This window comes from Streptomyces liliifuscus, assembly GCF_016598615.1.
In the GTDB taxonomy this organism is placed as follows: Bacteria; Actinomycetota; Actinomycetes; order Streptomycetales; family Streptomycetaceae; genus Streptomyces; species Streptomyces liliifuscus.
Map to the genome: position 1 here is coordinate 6,973,702 of NZ_CP066831.1, position 23,324 is coordinate 6,997,025.

Annotated in this window: 21 protein-coding genes; 7 read left to right on the top strand and 14 right to left on the bottom strand. The window is 72.3% G+C overall.

Annotated features, from left to right (window positions below; translation table 11 throughout):
- Positions 1-8: 8 nt before the first annotated feature.
- A complete protein-coding gene (locus JEQ17_RS30085) occupies positions 9-602 on the bottom strand; it encodes a TetR/AcrR family transcriptional regulator (protein WP_200398072.1) in 594 nt (197 codons plus the stop codon).
- A 167-nt stretch (positions 603-769) separates the two neighbouring features.
- On the opposite strand from JEQ17_RS30085, the gene JEQ17_RS30090 reads away from it, so the two are divergent.
- Both JEQ17_RS30090 and JEQ17_RS30095 read left to right on the top strand, forming a co-directional pair.
- Complete coding sequence (locus tag JEQ17_RS30090) at positions 770-1,576, top strand: SDR family NAD(P)-dependent oxidoreductase (protein WP_200398073.1); 807 nt, start codon at positions 770-772, stop codon at positions 1,574-1,576.
- Between the two features lie 104 nt (positions 1,577-1,680).
- A complete protein-coding gene (locus JEQ17_RS30095) occupies positions 1,681-3,600 on the top strand; it encodes an AMP-dependent synthetase/ligase (RefSeq protein WP_200398074.1) in 1,920 nt (639 codons plus the stop codon).
- Between the two features lie 122 nt (positions 3,601-3,722).
- On the opposite strand, the gene JEQ17_RS30100 is transcribed toward JEQ17_RS30095, so the two are convergent.
- Both JEQ17_RS30100 and JEQ17_RS30105 read right to left on the bottom strand, forming a co-directional pair.
- On the bottom strand, positions 3,723-4,133 hold the full coding sequence (locus tag JEQ17_RS30100; RefSeq protein WP_055614979.1) for a rodlin: 411 nt from the start codon (positions 4,131-4,133) through the stop codon (positions 3,723-3,725).
- 203 nt (positions 4,134-4,336) lie between these two features.
- Positions 4,337-4,750: a rodlin gene (locus tag JEQ17_RS30105; RefSeq protein ID WP_200398075.1), complete on the bottom strand. Its 414-nt coding sequence runs from the start codon at positions 4,748-4,750 to the stop codon at positions 4,337-4,339.
- 251 nt (positions 4,751-5,001) lie between these two features.
- Between JEQ17_RS30105 and JEQ17_RS30110 the strand changes: the two genes are divergently transcribed.
- The 3 genes from JEQ17_RS30110 to JEQ17_RS50745 all read left to right on the top strand — a co-directional run bounded on the left by JEQ17_RS30110 (position 5,002) and on the right by JEQ17_RS50745 (position 7,241).
- Positions 5,002-5,418, top strand: a complete 417-nt coding sequence (locus tag JEQ17_RS30110; protein WP_200398076.1) for a rodlin — start codon at positions 5,002-5,004, stop codon at positions 5,416-5,418.
- 286 nt (positions 5,419-5,704) lie between these two features.
- Positions 5,705-5,962 (top strand): chaplin, encoded by a 258-nt coding sequence (locus tag JEQ17_RS30115; RefSeq protein WP_200398077.1) that lies wholly within the window; start codon positions 5,705-5,707, stop codon positions 5,960-5,962.
- A gap of 103 nt (positions 5,963-6,065) precedes the next feature.
- The gene (locus JEQ17_RS50745) at positions 6,066-7,241 is read left to right on the top strand and encodes a chaplin (RefSeq protein WP_234048421.1); all 1,176 of its coding nucleotides are present in this window, start codon (positions 6,066-6,068) and stop codon (positions 7,239-7,241) included.
- Between the two features lie 295 nt (positions 7,242-7,536).
- On the opposite strand, the gene JEQ17_RS30125 is transcribed toward JEQ17_RS50745, so the two are convergent.
- Positions 7,537-8,796, bottom strand: coding sequence for an NAD(P)-binding domain-containing protein (locus JEQ17_RS30125; RefSeq protein ID WP_200398078.1), 1,260 nt, complete (start codon positions 8,794-8,796; stop codon positions 7,537-7,539).
- Positions 8,796-10,058, bottom strand: a complete 1,263-nt coding sequence (locus tag JEQ17_RS30130) for a carboxylate--amine ligase (RefSeq protein WP_200398079.1) — start codon at positions 10,056-10,058, stop codon at positions 8,796-8,798. Before JEQ17_RS30130 ends, JEQ17_RS30125 begins: the two co-directional genes overlap by 1 nt.
- A 156-nt stretch (positions 10,059-10,214) precedes the next feature.
- On the opposite strand from JEQ17_RS30130, the gene JEQ17_RS30135 reads away from it, so the two are divergent.
- The gene (locus tag JEQ17_RS30135) at positions 10,215-11,513 is read left to right on the top strand and encodes a glycoside hydrolase family 26 protein (protein WP_200398080.1); all 1,299 of its coding nucleotides are present in this window, start codon (positions 10,215-10,217) and stop codon (positions 11,511-11,513) included.
- A gap of 37 nt (positions 11,514-11,550) precedes the next feature.
- Here the strand turns inward: JEQ17_RS30135 and JEQ17_RS30140 are convergent, their stop codons facing one another.
- The 9 genes from JEQ17_RS30140 to JEQ17_RS30180 form a co-directional block, all read right to left on the bottom strand.
- Complete coding sequence (locus JEQ17_RS30140) at positions 11,551-12,693, bottom strand: GNAT family N-acetyltransferase (RefSeq protein WP_234048422.1); 1,143 nt, start codon at positions 12,691-12,693, stop codon at positions 11,551-11,553.
- Complete coding sequence (locus tag JEQ17_RS30145) at positions 12,690-13,346, bottom strand: YveK family protein (RefSeq protein ID WP_200398081.1); 657 nt, start codon at positions 13,344-13,346, stop codon at positions 12,690-12,692. Before JEQ17_RS30145 ends, JEQ17_RS30140 begins: the two co-directional genes overlap by 4 nt.
- Positions 13,343-14,476, bottom strand: coding sequence for a glycosyltransferase (locus JEQ17_RS30150; protein WP_200398082.1), 1,134 nt, complete (start codon positions 14,474-14,476; stop codon positions 13,343-13,345). Before JEQ17_RS30150 ends, JEQ17_RS30145 begins: the two co-directional genes overlap by 4 nt.
- Positions 14,473-15,240: a polysaccharide deacetylase family protein gene (locus JEQ17_RS30155; protein ID WP_200401803.1), complete on the bottom strand. Its 768-nt coding sequence runs from the start codon at positions 15,238-15,240 to the stop codon at positions 14,473-14,475. The genes JEQ17_RS30150 and JEQ17_RS30155 overlap by 4 nt, the downstream gene beginning before the upstream one ends.
- Positions 15,241-15,295: 55 nt before the next feature.
- Positions 15,296-17,341, bottom strand: coding sequence for a lipid II flippase MurJ (locus tag JEQ17_RS30160; protein ID WP_407700095.1), 2,046 nt, complete (start codon positions 17,339-17,341; stop codon positions 15,296-15,298).
- Positions 17,338-18,663: an O-antigen ligase family protein gene (locus JEQ17_RS30165; RefSeq protein ID WP_407700096.1), complete on the bottom strand. Its 1,326-nt coding sequence runs from the start codon at positions 18,661-18,663 to the stop codon at positions 17,338-17,340. The genes JEQ17_RS30160 and JEQ17_RS30165 overlap by 4 nt, the downstream gene beginning before the upstream one ends.
- Before the next feature lie 4 nt (positions 18,664-18,667).
- Positions 18,668-20,107, bottom strand: a complete 1,440-nt coding sequence (locus tag JEQ17_RS30170; RefSeq protein ID WP_200398083.1) for an exopolysaccharide biosynthesis polyprenyl glycosylphosphotransferase — start codon at positions 20,105-20,107, stop codon at positions 18,668-18,670.
- A complete protein-coding gene (locus tag JEQ17_RS30175; RefSeq protein ID WP_200398084.1) occupies positions 20,104-21,315 on the bottom strand; it encodes a glycosyltransferase in 1,212 nt (403 codons plus the stop codon). The genes JEQ17_RS30170 and JEQ17_RS30175 overlap by 4 nt, the downstream gene beginning before the upstream one ends.
- 116 nt (positions 21,316-21,431) lie before the next feature.
- On the bottom strand, positions 21,432-22,574 hold the full coding sequence (locus tag JEQ17_RS30180) for a DUF3344 domain-containing protein (protein WP_200398085.1): 1,143 nt from the start codon (positions 22,572-22,574) through the stop codon (positions 21,432-21,434).
- A 360-nt stretch (positions 22,575-22,934) separates the two neighbouring features.
- On the opposite strand from JEQ17_RS30180, the gene JEQ17_RS30185 reads away from it, so the two are divergent.
- Positions 22,935-23,174: a chaplin gene (locus JEQ17_RS30185; RefSeq protein WP_200398086.1), complete on the top strand. Its 240-nt coding sequence runs from the start codon at positions 22,935-22,937 to the stop codon at positions 23,172-23,174.
- Positions 23,175-23,324 lie beyond the last annotated feature (150 nt).

Below are 23,324 nucleotides of genomic sequence, written 5' to 3' on the forward strand. Positions count from 1 at the left end.
AAAGGAGGTCAGGCGGCGCCGGAGCGTCGTCCCGCGCCGTGCAGCAACGTATCGACGACGAGCGTGGCCAGCGCATCCGGGTCCTGCCGGGCCTGGGGTCCGTGCAGGGCCTCGCCGATGAGCGCGTAGTAGACGCGCCGAGTCCACTCCAGGTCCACGGAGGCGTCGAGCAGGCCCTCGTCCCGTGCGCGCCCGAGGAGTTCGAGGCAGCGGGCGCCGACCTGCTCCCAGCCCGCCGCCGCGGCCCCGCCCTCGTCGTCCGGACGGCTCAGCGCATAGCTCCAAGCCCCCTTGGTCCGCAGGACGTTGGCGGTGATGCGATGCAGGGAGACCAGTGGCGGAGCGGTGTCCGGGCGGCCGTCCTCGACCGCCTCCGCGAGCTGGCGTACGGCCGACTCGGCGAGCGCCTCGATCAGCGCCTGCCGGCTGGCGAACCGCCGGTGCACCGTCGTCCGCGCCACGCCCGCCGCCTCCGCGATCTGCTCCATGGACGCCCCGGGGTCGGCGGCGAGCACCCGCTCGGCCGCCTCCAGGATCACGCGCACACTGCGCTCCGCGTCGGCGCGCAGCCGCCGGACGGGCCGGACGGCGGGTTCGGCCATGGGGACCTCCTGGGGGGGCGTGGGGCAGACGGCCGGGGCAAGCGGCCGGTCAAACGATACGGGGCGGCGGCAGCTTTTCTTCTAAGTGTTACATTGCTGTTGCGGTTACTGAGAAAGTCGCTACTCTGTTGTTGTAGATAGTGCACCCAGAAGCGAAGGGAAACACCATGACTCTCGCTCTCGTTACCGGCGCCTCCTCCGGGCTCGGCGCCGAGTTCGCCGATCAGCTCGCCGCTCGTGGCCATGACGTGGTCCTGGTGGCCCGTTCCGAAGGTCGTTTGGAGGAGGTGGCCGACCGGGTTCGTGTGCGCCACGGCGTCCGGGCGTATGTCCTGCCCCAGGACCTCGCCGAACCGGACGCGGCCCGGCGTGTTGCGGAGGGCCTCGCCGCCCGGGGGCTCTCCGTCGATCTGCTGGTCAACAACGCCGGGTTCGGCACCTGTGGCCGCTTCGAGGAGATCGACCCGTCGCGTGACCACGACGAGATGATGGTCAACGTCGTCGCCCTGGTCGATCTCACCCACGCCCTGATCCCCGGCATGCTGGAGCGCGGCTCGGGCGCGGTGCTGAACGTCGGCTCCACGGCGGGCTATCAGCCGGGCCCGTACTTCGCGGTCTACAGCGCCACCAAGGTGTTCGTCCTGAACTTCTCCCTGGCCCTGCGCCAGGAGTACCGCGGTCGCGGCATCAAGGTCACGGCCCTCTGCCCGGGTCCGGTGGAGACCGGCTTCTTCGATGCGATCGGCACCCGCAAGGCCGCGGTGGCGGGCTCCTTCACCACCTCGGAACCCGTTGTGCGTGCCGCCCTGCGTGCCCTCGACCGCGACCGTGCGTACGTGACTCCTGGCCTCGGCAACGCCCTGGGCGCCCATCTCACCCCGCGCCGCCCGCGCACCCTGGTGGCCGCCATGGCGAAGCGCGTCACTCGCAAGGTCCTGGAGCCGGAGACCGGGCGGGAGCGGGTCGCCGCCTGACGGGGGAAATCTCCAAGCGGGTTGAAATTCCCCTACGCGTGAGTAAGTTGACCCGGAAGTAAGTACGCGCCACCGCGTAACGCGAGCCGCGACCGGGAGCTGTCATGGGCGTACGCAAGGACCTGAAACGGGCGAAGAAGCGCAGCGATCTGGCGGACCGTGCCAAGGTCGAGATCACCAGGGACCACCACGGAGTCGTCCGAGAGGCGCGCATGCCGGCCCTCGCCGCGAAGGCCGCCACCGGCAGCATCGCCGATCTGCCCTTCACCAACGCGGCCGAGGCTCCGCACGCCGTGGTCCTCCGCCGCAGGGAGCACGGCACCTGGCAGTCGGTGACCGCGGCCGTCTTCGCCCGCGAAGTCACCGCCGTCGCCAAGGGGTTGGTCGCGGCCGGCCTCGAACCGGGCGGCCGCGTCGCGGTCATGTCCCGTACGCGCTACGAGTGGACGCTTCTCGACTTCGCGATCTGGGCGGCGGGCGGCCGGAGCGTGCCCGTGTACGCCACGTCGTCACCCGAGCAGATCGAGTGGATCGTCCGTGATTCGGACGCCCGCTTCGTTGTTGTCGAGACCCCCGAGAACGCTGCGGCGGTCGCGGCCGGCACGGCCGACCACCCCGATCCCCCACATGTGTGGCAGATCGACGAGGGAGCGATCTCCGACCTGACCGTTCTGGGCGGCGGTATCGCCGAGGATGAGGTGACCAGGCGGCGTGCCGCTCTGACTCCCGACACCGTCGCGACGATCTGTTACACCTCCGGCACCACCGGGCGGCCCAAGGGCTGTGTCCTCACGCATGCCAACCTGCACGCCGAGGCCGCGAACACGGTCGAGCTGCTGCACCCCGTCTTCAAGGAGGTCACCAGCCAGATCGCCTCGACGCTCCTCTTTCTTCCGCTCGCCCACATCCTGGGGCGCACCCTCCAGATCGCCTGTCTGATGGCCCGTATCGAACTGGGCCACTGCCCCAGCATCAAGCCCGACGAACTCCGCCCGGCGCTACGGGAGTTCCGGCCCACCTTCCTGGTCGGCGTGCCGTATCTCTTCGAGAAGATCCACGGCACCGGCCGCGCCACCGCCGAACGGATCGGCCGCGCCGCCTCCTTCGACCGCGCGCACCGGATCGCCGTCCGCTTCGGCGAGGCGCACCTCGACCGGTTCCTCGGCCGCGGCAAGGGCCCCGGCCCCGGCCTGTACGCCGCCTGGGCCCTGTACGACCTGCTGGTCTACCGCCGCATCCGCAAGGAGATCGGTGGCCGCACGCGCTACGCCATCAGCGGCGGCTCCCCGCTCGACCGCGACCTCAACCTCTTCTTCTACGCCGCCGGCATCATCGTCTACGAGGGCTACGGCCTGACCGAGACCACCGCCGCGGCGACGATCGTCCCGCCCCTCAAGCCCAGGCCCGGCACGGTCGGCCTCCCGGTACCCGGCACCTCGATCCGTATCGCCGACGACGGTGAGGTGCTCATCAAGGGCGGGATCGTCTTCGGCGCCTACTGGAACAACCAGGCCGCCACCGACGCCGTCCTGACCGAGGAGTGGTTCGCGACCGGCGATCTTGGTGACCTCGACGAGGACGGCTATCTGACCATCACCGGGCGCAAGAAGGACATCCTCGTCACCTCCGGCGGCAAGAACGTTTCCCCGGCCGTCCTGGAGGACCGTCTGCGCAGCCGGCCCCCGGTCGGCCAGTGCGTCGTCGTCGGAGACAACCGCCCCTATGTCGCCGCCCTGATCACCCTGGACCGGGAGGACCTCACCCACTGGCTCTACGTCCGCGGGATGCCCGCGGACACCCCGGTCGCCGAGCTCGTCCATGACCCCCGCATTCGCGCCGACGTCCAGAAGGTCGTCGACCACGCGAACCAGGCCGTCTCCCGCGCGGAGTCGATCCGTGAATTCGCCCTGGTGGAAGGCGAGTTCACCGAGGAGAACGGTCTGCTCACCCCGTCCCTGAAGATCAAGCGCCACGCGGTGACCGCCGCGTACGCCAAGGAGATCGAGGCGCTGTACGGCGACTGAGACCGCGGCTCGGAGGGCGAGACCCGGGCACGGTGGCCGGGGCCGGGAACGGCTGCTGGGCCGGGCATGGGAACAGCGGGCCACCCACGAGGGGTGACCCGCTGTTCGCGCCGCTGCGGAGATCAGCTGCGGTCGGCGCCGTTGCCCGAGAGCACCGGGATGTTGTCCAGGATGTGCGACAGCGGCTCGTCGCCCTTGGCCTGGGTGGAGTTCTCGGTGCACTGCTGGTTCTGCGGGGCCGACAGGATCGGCACGTCCTGCAGGACGGTGATCGGCACGGCGCCGATGAGCGAGGCCAGGTTGGCCTTGACCGGCAGACCGACACAGGGCTTGTTCAGGGAGCCCTGCACGAGCGAGAGCTGGGGGCTCATCTTGCCGTGCGTCGCCTGGTTGCCGTACTTCTGGACGGAACCGTTGCCGTTGGCGGTGGTGACGCCGTCGTCGTTGCCGATGGCCAGCGCCTGGGGCGCGCCGGCGGCCGACAGACCGGCGACAGAGGCGGCAATGGCCGCGGTCGCCATCAGCTTCTTCATGTTCGTTCCCTTTCGGAGAATGGCCCCGTTACGGAGCCGCATAACGATCAACAGTGCGGTGGACGGTGCGGTTGCGGGGTTTGCCCCGATTGGCCCAGGGGGTTCCTCGGGACCGAAGTTGCGCGCGCCGCCGTAAGACGTGAGGACGTGAGAGGGGCAGCGGACCGCCGTGAGACCGGCGGTCCGCTGCGAGGTGCGGCAGGTCAGCTGCGGTCGGCGCCGTTGCCGGAGAGCACCGGGATGTTGGAGAGGATGTGCGACAGCGGCTCGTCGCCCTTGGCCTGGGTGGAGTTCTCGGTGCACTGCTGGTTCTGCGGGGCCGACAGGATCGGCACGTCCTGGGCGACGGTGATCGGCACCAGACCGGCGAGCGACGCCAGGTTCGCCTTGGCCGGCAGGCCGATGCAGGGCTTGTTCAGCGAGCCCTGGATGAGCGCCATCTGGGGGCTCATGTCCCCGTACGTCGCCTGGTTGCCGTAGACCTGCGCGGCGTGGTTGCCATTGGCGGTGGTGACGCCACCGTCGTTGCCGATCGCCATCGCCTGGGGCGCGGCGGCAGCCGAAACACCGGCGACGGAAGCGGCGACCGCCGCTGCAGCCATAACCTTCTTGATCACTTGCTGGTCCCTTCTGGAGTAACCCCGTCCACCGGAGCGACCTGGACAACTGCCCCCGGCCCGCATAGTTGCTCCGATTCACTCCGATGGCCCATTTGGGAAGCCCGTTTGTACGGTGCGCGCGCGCGAGGGATTCCGTGAATTCCGGGGTGCCGAACGGGCCAACCGGGTGACGGTACGAAACCAATGGCGCCGCTTCCGGTTGATGCGAAAGCAGGAACATGTGTCTCTGCCAGGAAAGGACCGGAGAAATGCTCAAGAAGGCAATGGCCACGGCGGCGGTCGCCGCTTCTGTCGTCGGCGTCTCGGCGGCGGCAGCCCCCCAGGCGCTTGCCATCGGGAACGACGACGGCGTCACCACCGCCAACGGCAACCACGCCGAGCAGGCGTACGGCAACGCGAAGACCGGCGGCGACCTGAGCCCCCAGGCCTCGCTGGTCCAGGGCTCGCTGAACAAGCTCTGTGTCGGCCTGCCGGTCAAGGCCAACGCGGCCTCGCTCATCGGCATCTTCGTCCCGGTCACCGTCCTGCAGGACGTGCCGGTCCTCTCGGCCCCGCAGAACCAGCAGTGCGCCGAGAACTCGACCCAGGCCAAGGGTGACGAGCCGCTGTCGCACCTCGTGGACAACATCCCGGTGCTCTCCGGCAACGGCGCCGACCGCAGCTGATCCACCGTCACAAAGGATGCCCGGGCATCCCCTTCGCTCTTCGCGCAGGGGGTGCCCGGGCTCTTTGGCATTATTTTCTGTTTTTGTTCTCTGTCGGTTCTTACGCTGGTCTTCCCTTATGGCAGTTACGTTTCGCCTGTTGAATCCACGCGGAGCGTTCGGGTGAATTACCGGTGAGCCGCACTTTCTGTAGTTTCTTCGGCCCCCTTCCCCTCGTTCTACAGCCCGCAGGTCATGGTGCGAGCCGTTCAGGCTGGGCTCGTCCGGTTTCGGCCGTCATAGGGGCATGACCGCAGAGAAAGGGAAGTACGTGAAGCACAAGAAGAGTGCCGTCGTCGTAGCCGGCGCGATCATGGCCATGGGAATGGCCGCCCCGGCCTTCGCCGACTCCGAGGCGCACGGTGCCGCCGTGGGCTCGCCGGGTGTCCTCTCGGGCAACGTGATCCAGGTTCCCGTCCACATTCCCGTCAACGTGTGCGGCAACTCGATCAACGTGATCGGCCTGCTGAACCCGGCGTTCGGCAACGAGTGCGTCAACGACTGACGTCGTAACGCACCAGCCGACCGGCTGTGTCACGCCGGCCTTGGACTGCCTTTCGGCGCCAAGGCCGGCTTTCCCACTTCTACCAGCAGAGAAGACAACGAGATTGCGACAGACCCTGAGCAGGGGAATGGTCGTGGCCGCCGCCGCGACGAGCTTCATGTCCCTGTACACCCCCCAGGCGTTCGCCGACACGAACGCGAACGGGGTCGCAGCGGACTCGCCCGGCCTGCTGTCCGGCAACAGCGTGCAGGCGCCGGTGAACGTCCCGGTCAACGCGTGCGGCAACTCCGTGGACGCCGCGGCCGGCCTCAACCCGACGTTCGGCAACTCCTGCGGCAGCGCCCCGGGCACGGGCAAGCACAGAAAGCCGGACACACCCAGGCATGCGGCTCAGTCCGGCTACGGCTCGGACGACCGTTACGGCTCCGACTACGGCTCGGACTACGGCCATGGCTCCGATGACGGTCATGGCTCGGACTTCGGCTACGGCTACGGCCCGGATCACGGCTATGGCTCGGACGATGGTTACGGCTCCGGTTACCAGGACTCGGGCCGCCACGGTTCCGGGCACCACGGCGGTCCCGGGCACGGTGGTGGTTCCGGTCACCACGGCGGTGGTTCCTCCACGCATGGCGGGACGCACAACTCGCCCGGCGTCGCCTCGGGCAACAACGCGCACGTGCTGGTGGACGTTCCGGTGAACGCGTGCGGCAACACCGTGGACGTGGTCGCCCTGCTGAACCCGGCGTTCGGCAACAAGTGCGCACACCACAGCGGTCCGAAGGGCCATGGCCCGCGTGACAACGGCCCGCAGGGCCACGGCCCGCAGAGCCACGGCCCGCACAACAACGGCCCGCACAACGACGGTCCGCAGGGCCATGGCCCGCAGCACGACGGCCCGCAGGGTCATGGTCCCGGGGGCTACGGCGACGACACCCCGCCGACCAGGCCCCCGAGCACGCCACCGGCCGCACCACCTGCCGAGCCCCCGACCGCGCCTCCCATCAAGCCCCCGACCACGCCGCCTACGAAGCCGCCGAGCACTCCGCCCACTTCCGCGCCGCCCACTTCGGCGCCGCCTGCTTCCACGCCTCCCACCACCACGCCGCCGACGGCCACCCCGCCGACAACGGCGCCCCCACCACCCCGCCACCGACCAGTACTCCGCCTGTCACGGCCCCGCCGACGACTGCGCCTCCCACCGCCGCACCACCGACCAGGACCCCACCTGTCACCACCCCGCCCGCGACGACCCCACCTGTCACGACTCCGCCGGTGAGCGTGCCGCCGACCACGACTCCTCGGGTCACGACTCCTCCGGCCGCAACCCCTCCGGCAGCCGTGCCGCCTGCCGTGACTCCTTCGGCGAGTGTGCCGTCCGCCGCGACCCCTCCGGGGCCGGGGGCCGGGGCGCCGCAGTTGGCGCAGACCGGCAGTGACGGGCTGCTCGCGGCCTCGGCTCTGAGTGCGGGGCTGCTGGTCGGTGGAGCGGTGCTGTACCGACGAAGCCGGGTCGCGTCCCGTCAGTGGTGACGCGTCGGGTGCCGGACGCCTCGCGCCCGGCACCCGCACGGTCAGTGACCCGCCGCCCCGAGCACCCCGCGCCGCTCCCGGGCGCCGGGCACGGGCACCCGGGCCGGCCCCGTACGCAGCCGGCGCCGCACCCCTCGTACGAGGGTCCGGGCAGTGAACGAGGCGCCGTGCACGAAGCGCATGGCGGGGCCGAAGCCGGAGGCCGTGACCAGGCCCGCCAGGAAGAGGCCGGGGCAGGAGGACTCGAACTCCCGCCCTACGCAAGGGGATCCGTCGGGTGACGCGGCCAGGGTCCCGCGTACGTCCTCTGGCAGCAGGTCCAGGCGGTCGCGGGTCGCCCTGAACCCCGTTGCCGCGATGACGTGTTCGGTGTCCAGGGAGGTCAACTCGCCGGAGCGGGACAGCGTTTCGAGGCGTACGGCGCCCTGGGCCGGGTAGGCCGCCGCGACCTCCTGGCCCAGCAGCAGCTCGACGGCCGGTTCGACCCGGTCGCGGATCCACCAGGCGCCCGCGGGGCCCAGTGCCGTGGCGGCGACCCGGGTGCGGGTGGCCTCGGGGAGGGCGCGGAAGGTGTCGGGGCGTTCGGCGTAGAACCAGTTGCGCCAGCCGCAGCCCAGGCCGCTGTGCGGGGCGCGGGCCGACTGCCACCAGGGGCGGTCCCAGGGCGGGGGCACGTCGTTCCACCGGAGTCCGCCGGCGCGGGCGATCACCCGGACGCGGGTGCCCTGTTCGGCGAGCAGGGCGGCCGTCTCCAGGGCCGCCTGGCCGCCGCCGATGACCGTCACGTCCTTGCCGCGGAAACGGTCGAGGTCGCCGTGGTCGCTGCTGTGCGAGACATGCTCGGGGCCCAACTCATCGTAAACAGCGGGTACTTCGGTGAAGGGCAGGACGCCGACCGCCAGGGCGACCGTTCGCGCGCGGACGCTCCTGCCGTCCTCCAGGACCGCCTCGAAGCCGCCGAGGCAGGGGTGGATCCCGGTCACCATGCGCTCGTCGACCTCGGGGACCGCGTGCCGCGCGAACCACAGTCCGTACGAGGCGAACATCTCGACCGGGACGGGCTCCCCGTGCCGGGCCCGTACGCCCTGTTCCGCGCAGTAGGTGTCCAGGCGCAGACGGCCCTCGGGGTCAGAGAGGTTGGACGCCCACGGCTCCGACTTGAGGAACATGCCGCGGGGCATGTGGTCGCGCCAGGACGCCATCGGCCGGCCGAACACGCGCAGGCTCAGGCCGGCCGCCGCGGCGTGGGAGGCGATGGACAGACCGTAGGGACCGGCCCCCACCACCAGCAGGTCGTACATCAGTAACTGCTCGCTTTCTCGTCGTCGGACAGGGGGTTGGCGTCGCGGCGGGCCGTCTGCCGGACGATCCGGGCGTCGGCTGCCGGTGCGGCCGGGGTCCGGCGGGCGCGGTGCAGCACGCGGCGGCCCACATGGCGGGACCACAGCGTCCACAGGGCGGCGCCGGGCGCGAGGTCGTCCCGGGCGTGCCAGGCCCGCTCGGTGCCGGAGCCGAGCGCGGCGAGCGGCGCGTAGTTCTCCGCCACGAAGGTGCGGCCGGGCAGCGGGGCGGGCGGCGGCAGCGGACGGTGGGTCAGATCCAGGTGCAGCGCGCGCACCACGTCGAGCCCCGACCCGTCCGCGAAGAGCCGGAACTGGGCGCCGGGCCGCGGATTGAAGTCGAGCAGGTGGTACGCGCCCGTGGTGTGTTCGCGGCGGAAGTCCAGGTCGAAGATGCCGCGGTAGCCGAGCGCCGACACGAGCCGTTCCGCCAGCACCTGCACGGTGGGGTTCGGGGTCCAGCGGCCCACCGCGGTCAGTCCGGCCCCGCGCGGCCAGGCGCGCAGCTTGCGGCCCGGGCCGCCGCCGCACACCGCCCCGGACCGGTCCGCGTACCCGTGGAAGAACCAGTCCTGGTCGGGTGCCGGTGGCAGGAACGCCTGGAGGAGCAGCCTGCTGCCCGCCTCCTCGGCGCGGCGGCACAGCGTGTTGGCCTCCTGCGCCGAGCGCAGGACCGCCGTGCTGCGCAGGTCCGTACCCGTGGGCAGCAGCCAGGGGCGGCTCCACTTCGCGACCACGGGGAGCCCGAGCCGCCGGACGGCCGCGGTCGCCTGTGCCGGGGTGTCGGGCACGAGTGTCGGCGGGTGCGGGATGTCCGCGGCCTCGCACAGGGCGGCCAGTTCCGCCTTGTCCGCAACGCGTTCGGCGAGACCGGCGGGGGAGAGGGGAAGCAGATAGCGGGGCGCGAGAGCGTCCCGCATCCGGTCCACCGCGACCGCGCTCGCGTCATCCATTGGGATCAGTACGGCGGGACGGGACACCCGGGCCGCCACTCGGCGCAACGCCAGCGCGATGTCGGCGGGTGAGGCGTCGGGTGCGGGCGGCGGATGCATGCGGTGGACAAAGCGCGATCTGCGCACCGGACTTCCGGTGGAATCGGCGACCACGTGAACGTCGATTCCGGCCCGGCCGAGGGAGCGTACGGCTCCCAGCGTTCCGTGGTGAAAGGGATTCCGGTCGATTCGCAGAAGTACGGCGGGAACACGGGTGTCGAAGGGCGACATGGGCATATTTCCTTGAGGTCTCTTCTGTTGTCTCTTCTGATGTCTCACTCGTGCGGGTGATCCGGGATTTCCCCGGTTGCCCGGCCCGGTTGGCGCATTGCACATTTATGTGACTGGGTGTCAGTGGACGGTGGAAAAGGAGCGCGAGGAGCGGACATGGCCCCACTGCAACGGACCCGAACCAGACGGCTGGCTTATGCCACCGCCGCACTCACCGCCGGACTCGTCGCGTCGGCCGCCCTCGCCTCGGGGCCGGGGTACGCCGTGGGCGCGGGGGTGGGGGATCCGCCGGCTCCGACGCCGACCGCTCCCTCCGCCGTCGTCGCACCCGTGGCACCGGCGGGGCCTCTCACCCCGGCGGCGACCGCGACGACGGCCCCGACCGCGACGCCCTCGAAGGCGGCCGGAGGCCCCGCCTTCGGCGCCTACCTGGACTACGGCCCCCGTGGCGTGGCCCGGATCGCCGAGCTCAGCCGCTGGCTGGGCGGCGCCGACCTGCGCGTGGCGCACACGTATCTGCCCGGCGACCGCTGGAGCAACATCGAGGGCCTGCCCGGCTTCCTGGACACCTGGGCGGACTGGCGGGCGGACGAGGACGACCGGCTCTTCGTCCTCAACGTCCCCATGCTGGAGCGCAACGAGGAGAACGTCTCGGACGCGGAGGTCCGCTTCCAGCTGCGCCGCGGCGCGGCCGGGGACTTCGACCACCACTTCCGCCGGCTCGCCGAGCGGCTGGTCGACCTGGAGGCGCCCGACACCGTCATCGTGCTCGGCTGGGAAATGAACGGCATGACGTACACCCATCGCTGCGGGCCCGACCCGGAGGCCTGGAAGAAGTACTGGAAGAGAATCGTCACCACCATGCGGGCGGTGCCGGGGCAGAAATTCCGGTTCGACTTCGCGCCGAACCGCGGCCGGGACGCCATTCCCTGGACCCAGTGCTATCCGGGCGACGACACGGTCGACATCATCGGCATGGATTCGTACGACCAGCCGCGGGGCCAGTCATTCGACGAGGCCGTGTCGGAGCCCTACGGACTTCAGGCGCACGTCGACTTCGCGAAGGCCCACGGAAAGCCGATTTCCTATCCGGAGTGGGGGCTCTTCCGCAACGGCGACAACCCGACGTACATGAGGCGCATGCTCGCGTGGATGGACGAGCACAAGCCGCTGTACAACACGCTCACCGACTACTGCCCGCACGGCGTGTGGCAGTGCAGGGACAACCCCAAGGCGTCCGAGATCTACCGGGCGGCGCTCTTCGGCCGCACCGACACGACACCGCTGCCCAAGCCCACCGACCCGGCGCCGAAGCCGACCGCACCGACCCCGGTGCCCAAGCCGACGCCGCTGAACCCGCCGAACTGCTCGCCGCTGGAGCTGGGCGACTGGGTCGAGTACTGGCTCGGCGGGAAGCTCTGCCTGCGCTTCGACTGGTGGTCGCGCCACCGCTGAGCGGGCGACCGCCGACGGGGCGGTGGCGGCGGGTCGGTCACGGCCTGCCGCCACCGCGTTCCCTCCAGCCGTGGAAGCGGTCGAGCAGTTCCTTGCCCCGGCTGCGGGCGGCCACGTCACAGACGGCCGCCGACATCAGCGGGGCCGTCCGCCGCCGGGCGAGCAGGAAGCGCTGGTTGACGACGGGCTGGGGCCGCCAGTGGTGCTTGTAGGGCTCGTTGCCCCGCAGCAGGCTCAGCACCCGGCGCCCGCCCGCCTCGGTGTGCTGGGCACAGGCGTGCAGCAGCATCGTCGCCACGTCCGCCTTCCGCTCGCGCAGCTGCGGATGCGCGCCGTACAGATAGCCGCCCGCCAACTGCCGTGACAGCAGCGTCAGATCGACCGCCATCACGGTGTCGCCCAGCCGGAACTCGGTCACCACCGCGTCCCCGGCGTCGACCATCGGCCCCACCGACCGGACCAGATGCTCGGCGAACCGCTCCTGCAGATGCTCGGTGGTCACCTTGCGGCCCTGCCACTGGAGCCGGTGCAGTTCCAGGAGCCGGCGCAGGGCCGCGCCCACCTCGTCGGGGCGCACGGCACGCCGCTCGACACCCAGCGAGGTGAGTTTGCGCAGCTTGGCGCGGACCCGCTGCTGGGCCTTGGCCGTCGCGAGCCGTCCGATCAGATCGTCCATCGACGCGCCGGGCAGCTCCAGACACAGCGAGTCCCGTACGCGCCGACGCGGCCCGCGCCAGCTCGCGTAGACCCGCTCCACCGCGCCGCCGGGCCGTACCTCGCGGAAGTCGATCAGCGCGGTGCGCGCGGCGGTGGCGAGCCCCTCGGCGAGGCCGGCGGCCGCCAGGTCGGCCCGCTCGCCGTCCTCGATGAGCACATCCCCGAAGTCGGAGATCGACCCGCCGAGCGGCACCAGGGCCGGCCACGGCTGCCGTACGAGCATCAGCGGGGCGGCGGCGACCAGCTCACCGCCCTCGCGGACGAGAACGAGCCGCAGCCGCCCGGGTCTTCCGTACGAGAGCCACCAGGAGTGCAGCCAGGCATGGCTCTGGAACGGGGTCGCCGCGCCGCACCGCCGGTACAGCCGCCCCCACTCCTCCGCGAGGCGGCCGAACTCCCGCTCGTCCGTGCACAGTTCGGTCCGTGCCGCGCCGGTCGCGGCACCGGTCACCGTGCTGTTCACAGCTGCCCGTGGACATCGGCGGCGGTGGCGGGCCCCGGTACCGACGGGGTGGGCGGGACGTCCGAGGACCGGCGCGGCCGGACCAGCAGCACCAGCCCGCCGAGCAGACCGCCCGCGCTCGCGCCGACCAGCCCGGTCACCGTCGAGGACGCCGACGACGCCTCGGTGGGCTTCATCGCGCGGGAGAACTGCAGCAGCTCCACATGGGTGCTGTCCTCGGCGGAGTTCGCGTGCCGGGTCAGCGAGCGCGACACGGCGTTGGCCATGTCCGCGGCCAGGTCGGGGCGCGCGGAGGTGGCGGTCACGGCGACCATCGGGGCGTCCGGCGAGGTCGCCGTCCGCACGCTCTCGCGCAGCGTCGACACCGGTACGCCCGCCCACACCTGGGCGTCCCCGAGCACCGCGAGCTGGGTGGCGACCCGGCCGTACGCCTGGGCGAAGCCGAGCGCCGCCGTCGGGTCCGACTGCTCGGTCGGGACGGCGATGACGTAACTCGTGGCGGAGTACTGCGGTGTCTTCAGCTCGCCGTACGCGCCGCCGAGCAGGCCGCCGAGGGCGGCGCCCGCGGCCAGCAGGGACCAGGGCGGAAGCCCCTTGGCGCGGACAAGTGCCGTCACCGGCCGGCCGGTTGTACGAGTGGGGTTTTCGGTCATGCGGAACTCACTCCCAGAGTTGCGGCCGTGTAGATGTCCATGAGCCGGTCGGCACTGCGGGCGATGCTGTAGTGGTGGGCCGCCTCGGGCGCGGAGCGCGGCCCCGGGCCCTGGGCGCGGACCTGCCGCAGGGCCCGTACGAACGAGTCCGCGCCGCCCTGGACGCGCCGGGCGAACGGGGCCGCGCCGGGCGGCAGGTCGTCGACGGCCGGGCAGGAGACGTAGAGCACGGGCAGCCCCGCAGCGAGGGCCTCCACGACGGCGAGTCCGAAGGCCTCCTCCGCGCAGGGCGAGGCGAGCGTGTCCATGGCTCCTATCAGGGAGGGCAGATCGAGACCCGAACCGCCTTGTGAGGCATCGGTGTTGGGGCGCTCGCCGGTGAACAGCACCCGGTCGGCGACACCCGCGGCCTGTGCCGTGCGCCGCAGGACGTTCTCCTCCGGGCCGCCGCCGACCAGCAACAGCCAGACGTCGTCGGGGAGTTCGGCCAGCGCCCGGACGAGCACCTCGAATCGCTTGGTGGCCGTCAGACGTCCGACACCCCCGACGACGTACGCGCCCTGCGGCAGCCCGAGCCGCCGCCGGGTGCTCTCGCGCCGGGCCGCGTCGAAGCGGAAGCGCGCCACGTCGATGCCGTTCGGTACGACCTCGATGCGCGGCCCGGGCACGCCCCAGCGGCGCAGGCGCTCGGCGACCGTGGGCGAGACGGCGACCGTCGCGCGCCCCAGGCGCTCGCTGGCCAGGTAGAGCCCGCGGACGCCCGCGGTGAGCCGCCTGCCCTCCATCTGCGAGTCGCCCAGCGAGTGCTCGGTGGCAACGACGGCCCGCACACCCGCCAGGCGCGCGGCGATCCTGCCGTAGACGCAGGCCCGGTAGAGATGCGTGTGGACGACGTCGTAGCGGCCGCCGCGGATCTCGCGCACGAGACGCGGCAGCGCCGAAAGGTCCCGGTTGCCGTGCATGCCGAGGTGCATGACGCGTACGCCGTCCGCGGTGAGGTCCTCGGCCACCGCGCCCGGGTTGGTGAGGGTCACCACGTCGCAGTCGACCGGCAGGTGGCGGACCAGGAGGCGCAGTTGCTGCTCGGCCCCGCCCACCCCGAGACCGGTGATGACGTGCAGGGCCTTCACGGGGTCTCCTTCACCGGGGACTCCGGTGACGCGGGGGACGGCAGGGACACGGAGATGGGGAGGGGCTCCGCAGGCGCGAGGGGCACCGGGCGGCGGCGGAGCCGGTTGAGGCGGTACTTCAGCAGCAGCCGCCAGGAGGTGTCGTTCTCGCCGATGTGCACGCGGGGGAGGGCGAACGGGCCGGTCAGCGGGCCGGGGTCGATCGCGCACGCGTACTCGTAGCCGGCCGCGCGCACCACGTCGGCGACCCGCTGGTCGACGGTCCCGTACGGGTAGCAGAAGCCCAGGACCTCGCGGCCCGTCAGCTCGGAGAGCAGGGCCCGGCTGCCACCGGTCTCGGCGCCCAGCAGGGCGTCGTCCGCCTCGGTGAGGTCGACATGGGTGAGACCGTGCGAGGCGATCTCCAGGCCCTCGGTGTCGGCGAGCCTGCGGATGCCGTCGGCGGTGAGGAGCGGCTTGCGCGGGCCCAGCGGATCCCATTCGTTCGTGCCGCCCAGCCTGCCCGGGAGCACGAAGACGGTGGCGCCGAAGCCCCAGCGCCGCAGCACCGGAAGGGCGTTGTCGGTGAAGTCCGCGTACCCGTCGTCGAAGGTCAGCCCCACGAGGTCCCGGCCCTCGCCCCGGGCGCGGGCCGCGAGCAGGTCGGCCATGCTCACCCCGCGCAGGCCCCGGCGGCGCAGCCAGCCGAGCTGCCGGTCAAGCCGGTCGGGCGAGACCGTGATGCGGTACGGGTCGTCCGAACAGTCGCCCACCGAGTGGTACATCGCCACCCACAGGGGCGCGGCCGGGCGCGGGTCGGTACGGGTCAGGTCGGGGGTGTCAGCGGAAACGGACATGCGGCAGCCTTCGTGTGACGGAGCGGAGGGCGGTACGGAAGGCGGGCGCGACGGCCTTGACGCCGAGCACCCGGAGCAGCAGGACGTAGACGACGGTCACGGTCAGACCGCCGACGGCCAGGGCGAGTTCGGGGGAGTCCACGCGGCTCGCGCAGAAGGCCCCCGCGACGGCCGCGCACACGGCGGCCCGGACCGGCTTGGACAGTTCGTGCATGACCCGGCGGGTGCGGATCGGTACGCTGCGCCGCTCGCCCATGCCGGACAGCAGCAGGGCCGCGGTGACGGTGATCCCGATGGCGTTGGCGGCGGCGATCCCGCGCACGCCCCAGGCGTCGACGGTTCCCGCGCCGATCCAGGAGGTGGCGACGATGCCCGCCGCCATCGCGGCCAGCGGGTACCAGGTGGGCCGGCCGGCCGAGAAGTACGTCCGCACCAGCGCGCCCACCAGGGTGTGCCCGAGCAGTCCGACGGAGTAGACCCGCATGACGGTGGCCGTCGCCGCCGTGTCCTGCGCGGTGAACGCGCCTCGCTGGAACAGGAGGTTGATGATCTGCGGCGCGCACGCGAACACCGCGGCAGCGCCCAGCAGCACCATGCACGAGGCGACCGCCACATCGCGCTCCACCCGGGTGCGGGCCCGCTCGGTGTCACCCTCGGCGAGCGCCTGCGCCAGCACCGGGAAGGTGACGGTGCAGAGCATCAGCGAGAGCGTCATCGGGATCTGGGCCACCTTCTGCGCGTAGTTCAGATGCGAGATGGCTCCGGAGGGGAGGGTCGAGGCGAGGAACCGCTCGATGAGGACCTGCGACTGACGGCACAGGGCGAACATCAGCACGGGTGCGATGAGGGCGAGTTCGACCGAGTGCTTCACAGAGGGGACCGGGTCGTCGGTGGCCTCGGCGACCTCGGTGACTTCGGGGATCTTGGTGGCCTTGCCGACCTCGGGGCCGTCGAGGGGCGCCGGGCCGCCCTGTGCGGCGGCTGTTTCGGTCTCCGGGGCGGACCGGTGGCGGCCGAAGAGCTGCCGGGCGAGGGAGGGCGCCTGTGCCGCCACCATCAGACAGCCGCCGAGCGCGACGCCGACGGCCGCCGACCGTACGCCCCACCGACCGCCGAGGACGAACATCGCCGTGATGATGCCGGTGTTGTAGGCGACGTAGATGGCCGCGGGCGCCAGGAAGCGGCGGTGCGCGCGCAGGGCCGCGCTGCAGTAACCGGCGAGCCCGAAGCTCAGGACGCAGGTCGCGGTCAGCCGCGTGCAGTCGACGGCGAGCCCGGGGTCGGGCAGCCCCGGCGCGAGGGCCGCGACCAGGTAGGGCGCCCCGGCCATCAGCAGTGCCGCGACCGCCACGAAGGCCAGCGCGAGGCGCGGCAGTGTCGAGGCGACGAGCGCGCGGACGGGGTCGGTGCCTGTGGTGGTCCCGCGCGCCCGCCTGGCCACCGCCAGGCTGAACGCCGGGACCAGCACGAACGCCATCCCGTCCTCGATCAGCAGCGTCGCCGCGACCTCCGGCACCGTCCACGCCACCAGAAAGGCGTCCGTCTCGGTCCCGGCCCCGAAGAGATGCGCCAGCGCCTGATCCCGGCCGAGACCGAGCAGGGCCCCGGCGATGGAGAGAACAGCGGTGACGAGCGTGGCCTTGGCGAGGAACCCACGGGTGGGCGGGGCGACACCGGTGGCCGACGCGGCGTCGGTGCCCTGCTCGGTCTCGGCGGACGGCTCGGCATCGCCGACGGGCGCGACCCGGGCCGCGGGCAACGCGCCGGTCCTGCCCTCGGGCGCGAGTGCGGGGGTATGCGTGGACAGTGATGCGGGCGCGGGTGTCACACCGTGCTCCGCAGCCCCGGTCCCTGACCCGGAACCAAGCCGGTCCCCGGTCCCTGGCCCCGAACCAAGCCGGTCCCCGGAATCCGGCCCCGAACCGAGCCGATCCCGACCCCCAGCCCCGGCCCCCGGCCTCAACCCACCACGACCCCCGGCCCGGACCACCGCGTCCTCCCCCTCCGCCCGGGAGGGCGTTACCGTCATCGCTGCCCGGCCTCCTCGGAGGCCAGCGCCCACCAGGCGCCGAGGCCGAAGAGGACCGCGGTCAGTGCGGTCGAGGGGCCGCCGATGTCGGCGTACGCGAAGTCGACGAGCTGCCAGGTCAGCAGGCCGCATGCCACGAGGGCGCAGTCGAGGGCGCCCGACGAGTGGCGCCGGGCGCGGAAGAGTCTGCGCAGCCCGCACACCAGCAGCGCCAGCCAGCTCCCGGCCAGCGCGAGCAGACCCAGCAGCCCCTGCTCGCTGAGGATCAGCAGGTACATGTTGTGCGGCGACAGGAGCGGCTGGCGCTTGAAGCCGGCGCCCGCGCCCTCCGTGTCACTGCCCGACGACAGCGCGAGCGAGGCGTGCCCGTCGCGGTGGTCGGGGAATCCCTTCAGCCCGACCCCGGTCAGCGGCTGGTCGCGCCACATGTCGACCGCGGCCGCCCACATCGTGTAACGGTCCGTCACCGACTGGTCCGGCGCGTCCGCGACCTGCGTGATGCTGCTGATCCGCTCCTGGAGCATCGCGGTGCCCACCCCGAGCCCGCCCACGAGAACCACCGACGCGGCCGCCACAACCGCGAACACCTTCACCGCCCGCCGCATCCCGGCGAGCGCCAGCTGGACCCCGCACGTCACGGCCGTCGCGATCCACGCGCCCCGGCTGAACGACAGCGCGAGCGGCAGCAGCAGGACCAGCGAGCACAGCGCCGCCGCGGTCCGCTGCCGGCCCGGCCCCGCGCCGAGCGCCAGCCCGAGCGAGCACACCACGCCGAAGGACACCACGGTCGCCATCCCCATGACGTCCGCCGCCCCGAACGTGCCGACCGCCCGGATCTCCTCGCCCATGTACGAGGCCCCGGTCCCGGTCGCGTACTGATGGACCCCGATCGCCCCCTGCCACAGCGCGAGCCCGATGAGCGACCAGGCGACCAGCCGCGCGTCCCGGCGGTCGCGGATCAGCAGCATGACCGCCACGGGGACGAGCACGAAGATCTGCAGATAGCGCACGAGTCCGGTGATCCCCGCCCCCGGCGAGCCGGCCCCCGCCGCGGCGAGCGCGATCCCGACGACGGGCAGGGCGAGCACGACGGCGGCGGCAGGGGACAGGGGGCGCCGGCGGTCGCGTACGAGGCGGATCGCGCAGTACAGCACGACCAGCCCCGACACGGCGTCCGCGACGGTGCCGCCTCCTGAGTCGCCGCCCCCGGAGACCGGCAGCGCCATCATGGCGACGAGGGCCACCACGGGCAGCACGGGAAGGAAGCGGCGCGGCGCCGAGACGGCGGTCGTGAGAGGAGGAGCGGTCAGCAGCTGGGTCACGCGGTCAGCTCCCCGTCGGGCGCACGAGTGCGGCGGCGGTGCGCAGCAGGATGCACACGTCCTGCCAGAGCGACCAGTTGTCGATGTAGGCGTTGTCGAACCGGCAGCGGTCCTCGATCGAGGTGTCACCGCGCAGCCCGTGGATCTGCGCGAGCCCGGTGATCCCGGTCCGCATCCGGTGGCGGGCCGCGTAACCGGGGTAGGTCTGGCTGAACTGGCCCACGAAATAAGGCCGTTCGGGTCGCGGACCGACCAGGCTCATGTCGCCCCAGAAGACGTTCCACAGCTGGAGCAGCTCGTCCAGCGAGGACCGGCGCAGGAAGCGGCAGAACCAGCTCATCTCGTGCTCGTTCGCCACACTCCACCGTGTCGCCGCCTCGTGCGCGTCGACCGGCCGGTGCGTACGGAACTTCAGCAGTGTGAACGGCCGCCCGTCCTTGCCGATCCGCTCCTGCCGGAACACCACCCCGGGCCCGTCGCCGATCCGCAGCACGACCGCGCACACCAGCAGCACCGGACTGACCATCAGCAGCAGCACCCCGGACACCAGCACATCGAGCAGCCGCTTTCCGGCGCTCCCGTACCGCCGCCCCACCGGCAGCCGCCGACAGGCGAACCCCGCGAGCCGGTCCGTCCTCTCGTACGCCGGGGAGTCCGCGTCCACCTCCCACACCGCGCAGCCCGACTCGCCCAAGGCCCGCAGCAGCGGCCCCTGTTCGGCACGCGCGGCGGGGCCCACGACGAGCACGTCCTGCACGCCGTTCTGGATGAGCGCCCGCTGGACCTCCTCGCCCGTGGTCAGGACGGGCAGCCCCTCACCGCCGGAGCTCTCGTCGGAGACGACACCCACCGGCCGTACCCCGCACGCCTGGTGGCGCAGGAAGGCGGCGGCCACACGCTGAGCGATCGCGGCCCGGCCGACCACCAAGGCCGCGCGCGGCCGACGCAGCAGCGCCCGGCGCCGCCGCCCGTGCACGACACCACGGCCCAGACAGCTCGCCGCCGACTGCACCGCGCAGCCGAGGACCAGGGTGCGGGCGGACAGCGCGTGGTCCGGGGAGTACGCCGCGAGCAGGGCCGCGAGCGCGCACCAGCCCACCGCGATCCGGCCGCAGACGGCGGGCAGTTCGTCCAGCATCGCGGGGACGGGCGCGGCGCGGTACAGCGACCCGTGCGCGTTCAGCCACAGCACCGCGAGCACCAGCGAGGCGAGCGGAAGCGGATGCGTCCAGGGCAGCACCAGGCCGCCGCCGAGCAGTGCCGCGCAGACGTCCACGGCCGGCAGCGGCAGCCGCGAGGGCCGCCGTACGAACGGCCGTCCGCCGCTGGGGAATCTGAAGCCGCCGGCGGCCTCGCGCGGCGGGATGACCGAGACGGGCGAGAATCCGTGGTCCGTCGCCCGCGGCCGGCCACCGGGGGAGGGAACGGTACTTTCCGCAGTCACGTGTGGATGGACTCCCTGCACTCGGTGGCTTCCACGCCCGTGTTCCGTCCTCTCGGCCGCGTCGACCGGGTCGGCCGGGTGCCGATCAGCTCGCGGTACACCTCGGCGACGGCCTTCGCCGTGCGCCCGAAGTCGTGCGTGGTCGTTACGTACCGGCGCCCCTGATGGCCGAGCGACTCGCGCAGCAGCGGGTCGAGCAGCAACTCGGCGACGGCCGCGGCCAGTTCGGCCGGCCGCTCCGACGGCACCAGACAGCGCGGCCCCTGGCCCGGCGGCAGACTCTCGCGCGCCCCGTCCACGTCGGTGATCACGACGGGCCGTCCGCAGGCCATGGCCTCCAGCGGTGCCAGCGCCATGCCCTCCCAACGGGACGGCAGGACCACCAGATCGGCGGCCTGGTACCAGGGCACGGCATCGGTGACGGCCCCGGCGAACAACACCGACTCGGGAGCGGCGGAGCGCAGCGCCTGTGCGTCGGGCCCGTCGCCCACCAGCACGAGCCGCGCCTGGGGCACCCGCCGGGTCACCTCGCGCCAGGCGTCGAGCAGGACGTCCTGCCCCTTCTGCCGGCACAGCCGCCCGACGCAGACCACGAGCGGCGCCGCCGGATCGACCCCGTCGAGCAGCTCGATCCCGGCCCGTACGGTTCCGACCGACGCCGGGTGGAAGCGCTCAGGATCGACGCCGTTGGGGATCACGGTGAACCGCCCGGCGATCCCCGACCGCCGCCCGGTCCGCCGCTCCGCCTCGCTGACGCACACCACCCTGGAGGCCCAACGCGCGCTCAGCCGCTCCCAGTTGAGTGCGAGCAGCCCGGTGACCCCGCCGGCCGCCTCGAACGACCAGGCGTGCGGCTGGAACACGGTCGGCACCCGCCCGCGCACGGCGAGCCGCGCCGCGAGGCCCGCCTTGGCGCTGTGCGCGTGCACCACGTCGGGGTCAACCTCCCGCACGACCTGGCGCAGACTCCGTACCTCCTGCGCGAGCCACGGCCCGGGCGAACGGGTCGCGTGCCAGGTCCGTACGCCGCAGCCCAGTGCCTCGGCCGCCGCGGCGAGTGAGCCGCCCGCCGGACAGGCGACGGTGACCTCGGTCCCGGCGGCCACTTGGGCCCGTACGAGATCCGTGATCACGCGGGCCACCCCGCCGTCGACGGGCTGGGAGACGTGCAGGACCCGCGGCCGAGGGCCGGGCGGTGACAGTTGCATGCGTGCGTTCCTCGCTCACGGGTGGCGCTCGGAGGGGCTCAGGGGGAGGTCACGGGGAACTCACGGGAGAGTTCGTGGAGAGAGAAGAGTTCATGGAGAGAGGAGGGCGGGCGGTGTCAGCGCTTCGCGTCGACGGCGACGAACAGCGCTCCGGCCCACGCCGTGTCGCGCGGCGACACCAGGCGGAAGTCCAGCCGGTCACCGCCGTGCCGCAGCCCCTTGTCGAGCTCGAAGACGTCGGAGTCGTACCCGAGCGTGTTCGGATACGCGGGTGTGCGTCCCGGGGCCGTCCGGCCGGGCTCGCTGATGGTCGAGTTCAGTACGTCGTCACGGGGGTTCACGCCGTTGGCCAGACGGGTCGTCAGGCCGCCTGCCACAAGGGTGAGCGAGCCGCCGGTCCGCCCACGGTCACCGTTGTAGGCGACGAGCCCCGCACGCCCTGTGGCCCCCTCGGGGAACTTCACGCCGGGCAGCCGGACGGTCTGGTCCCTGCCCGCGCCCAGCGGGTCGAACCCGTCCCACATCGCCAGGTGCCGCAGCGGCTCCGACTCCTTCTCGTACGCAACCATCAGCGTCCAGCCGCCCCACGCCCCGGCCGCCGAGTGGCCCATCGCCACATTGACCTGCGCCACGGTGTAGGCGCCCGCGCCGCTGGAGCGCACCAGAGAGGTGACGTCCGCCGAGGCCTGGAAGGCGTCCGCGCCGTGCGCGACCCGGTGCCCGACGACGGTGTCCGCGAGCACCTCCTTGTACTGGCCGCCCGGTTCGGCGATCAGCACCCGCCCGTTGTCCTTGGGCGGCTTCTGCTCACCGACGCGGAGGTTTCCGCCCCAGTACAGCCGCGCGTACGAGACCCGGGCGCCGGCCGGCGGACGGACCTCGGCGCGGCTGGAGTTGTAGGTGTTCGGGTCGTTGTCGACGTCGATGTAGAACATCTCGAAGTCGTCGTTGTCGTCGTTCGCGGCCGCCCGGCCCTCGCGTGCGGCGGGACAGGACGCCGCCGACCGCTCGACGGGCCGCCGGCAGGTGATGGACGAGTTGGCGGCCCGGACGATCCCGCCGTGCTGGAGCGCGCGGTACCGCTGGGTGAAGGCGAGGCTCTCGGCCTCGGCCGCCGGCGCCGTTGACGTCGTCGACGTGGTTGACGTCGTGGGCATGGCAGGCGCGGCCGCCGCCGGTCCTCCCGGTGCCCAGAGCGAGGCGAGGGAAAAGGCACCCACCATCCCACGGCGCAGCAGAGGACCCAGGGAATTGCGCATGACCGGCGTTGCCCTTTCGGGGGAATTCGGGAAGAGGTTCTGACCCTGCGGACGGACAGGCTGTGGACATCACATGGGTGCCGCCATGACTCCCCGTCTGTTTCAAGCGGCCTGAGGAGGAACGCAACTGTAGCTGCTATCCGTATTTATCGGTGAAACCCGTCAAGTGTGTCGTAATCATGCTGCATACACTGGTTGACGCCGCGTCGGGCGGAGGCGCCGTCGTGGGCCCGTCCGCCGCCCGGCACCCGGTCGGGGACTTCACCCATTTGGTGGCACAACCCGCGCCAGTGCCGCGCGTTGATCCAGAGCCGGGCACCCCGCCCGGGTTGTTGTGTCAATCCCAAGGAGCACCTCTCCATGTCGCGTATCGCGAAGGGCCTGGTCCTTACCTCCGTTGCCGCCGCCGCCATGGCGGGCACCGGTGGCGTCGCCGCCGCCGACAGTGACGCGCACGGCTTCGCCGCCCACTCCCCGGGCGTCCTGTCGGGCAACCTGATCCAGGTCCCCGTCCACGTGCCGGTCAACGTCTGCGGCAACACCGTGAACGTCATCGCGCTGCTGAACCCGGCGTTCGGCAACGAGTGCGCCAACGACTGACGTCGCTGCGCAGCCCTCGACCGGCCGTCCTCCCACAGGGAGGGCGGCCGGTCCGCGTTGCCCCGAATGGACGGAGGGGCGCCGAACGCCGGGGAAACACCCGGGCATGGCACCTCACCAGGGACAACGGACGCGGCGGCCCGCCCGGGC

Bases quoted from the DNA above. Each gene is read 5' to 3' on its own strand.
- JEQ17_RS30085 (WP_200398072.1), bottom strand. From the start codon at position 602: ATGGCCGAACCCGCCGTCCGGCCCGTCCGGCGGCTGCGCGCCGACGCG.
- JEQ17_RS30090 (WP_200398073.1), top strand. From the start codon at position 770: ATGACTCTCGCTCTCGTTACCGGCGCCTCCTCCGGGCTCGGCGCCGAG.
- JEQ17_RS30095 (WP_200398074.1), top strand. From the start codon at position 1,681: ATGGGCGTACGCAAGGACCTGAAACGGGCGAAGAAGCGCAGCGATCTG.
- JEQ17_RS30100 (WP_055614979.1), bottom strand. From the start codon at position 4,133: ATGAAGAAGCTGATGGCGACCGCGGCCATTGCCGCCTCTGTCGCCGGT.
- JEQ17_RS30110 (WP_200398076.1), top strand. From the start codon at position 5,002: ATGCTCAAGAAGGCAATGGCCACGGCGGCGGTCGCCGCTTCTGTCGTC.
- JEQ17_RS30115 (WP_200398077.1), top strand. From the start codon at position 5,705: ATGACCGCAGAGAAAGGGAAGTACGTGAAGCACAAGAAGAGTGCCGTC.
- JEQ17_RS30125 (WP_200398078.1), bottom strand. From the start codon at position 8,796: ATGTACGACCTGCTGGTGGTGGGGGCCGGTCCCTACGGTCTGTCCATC.
- JEQ17_RS30130 (WP_200398079.1), bottom strand. From the start codon at position 10,058: ATGTCGCCCTTCGACACCCGTGTTCCCGCCGTACTTCTGCGAATCGAC.
- JEQ17_RS30135 (WP_200398080.1), top strand. From the start codon at position 10,215: ATGGCCCCACTGCAACGGACCCGAACCAGACGGCTGGCTTATGCCACC.
- JEQ17_RS30145 (WP_200398081.1), bottom strand. From the start codon at position 13,346: ATGACCGAAAACCCCACTCGTACAACCGGCCGGCCGGTGACGGCACTT.
- JEQ17_RS30155 (WP_200401803.1), bottom strand. From the start codon at position 15,240: ATGTACCACTCGGTGGGCGACTGTTCGGACGACCCGTACCGCATCACG.
- JEQ17_RS30160 (WP_407700095.1), bottom strand. From the start codon at position 17,341: ATGACGGTAACGCCCTCCCGGGCGGAGGGGGAGGACGCGGTGGTCCGG.
- JEQ17_RS30175 (WP_200398084.1), bottom strand. From the start codon at position 21,315: ATGCAACTGTCACCGCCCGGCCCTCGGCCGCGGGTCCTGCACGTCTCC.
- JEQ17_RS30180 (WP_200398085.1), bottom strand. From the start codon at position 22,574: ATGCGCAATTCCCTGGGTCCTCTGCTGCGCCGTGGGATGGTGGGTGCC.
- JEQ17_RS30185 (WP_200398086.1), top strand. From the start codon at position 22,935: ATGTCGCGTATCGCGAAGGGCCTGGTCCTTACCTCCGTTGCCGCCGCC.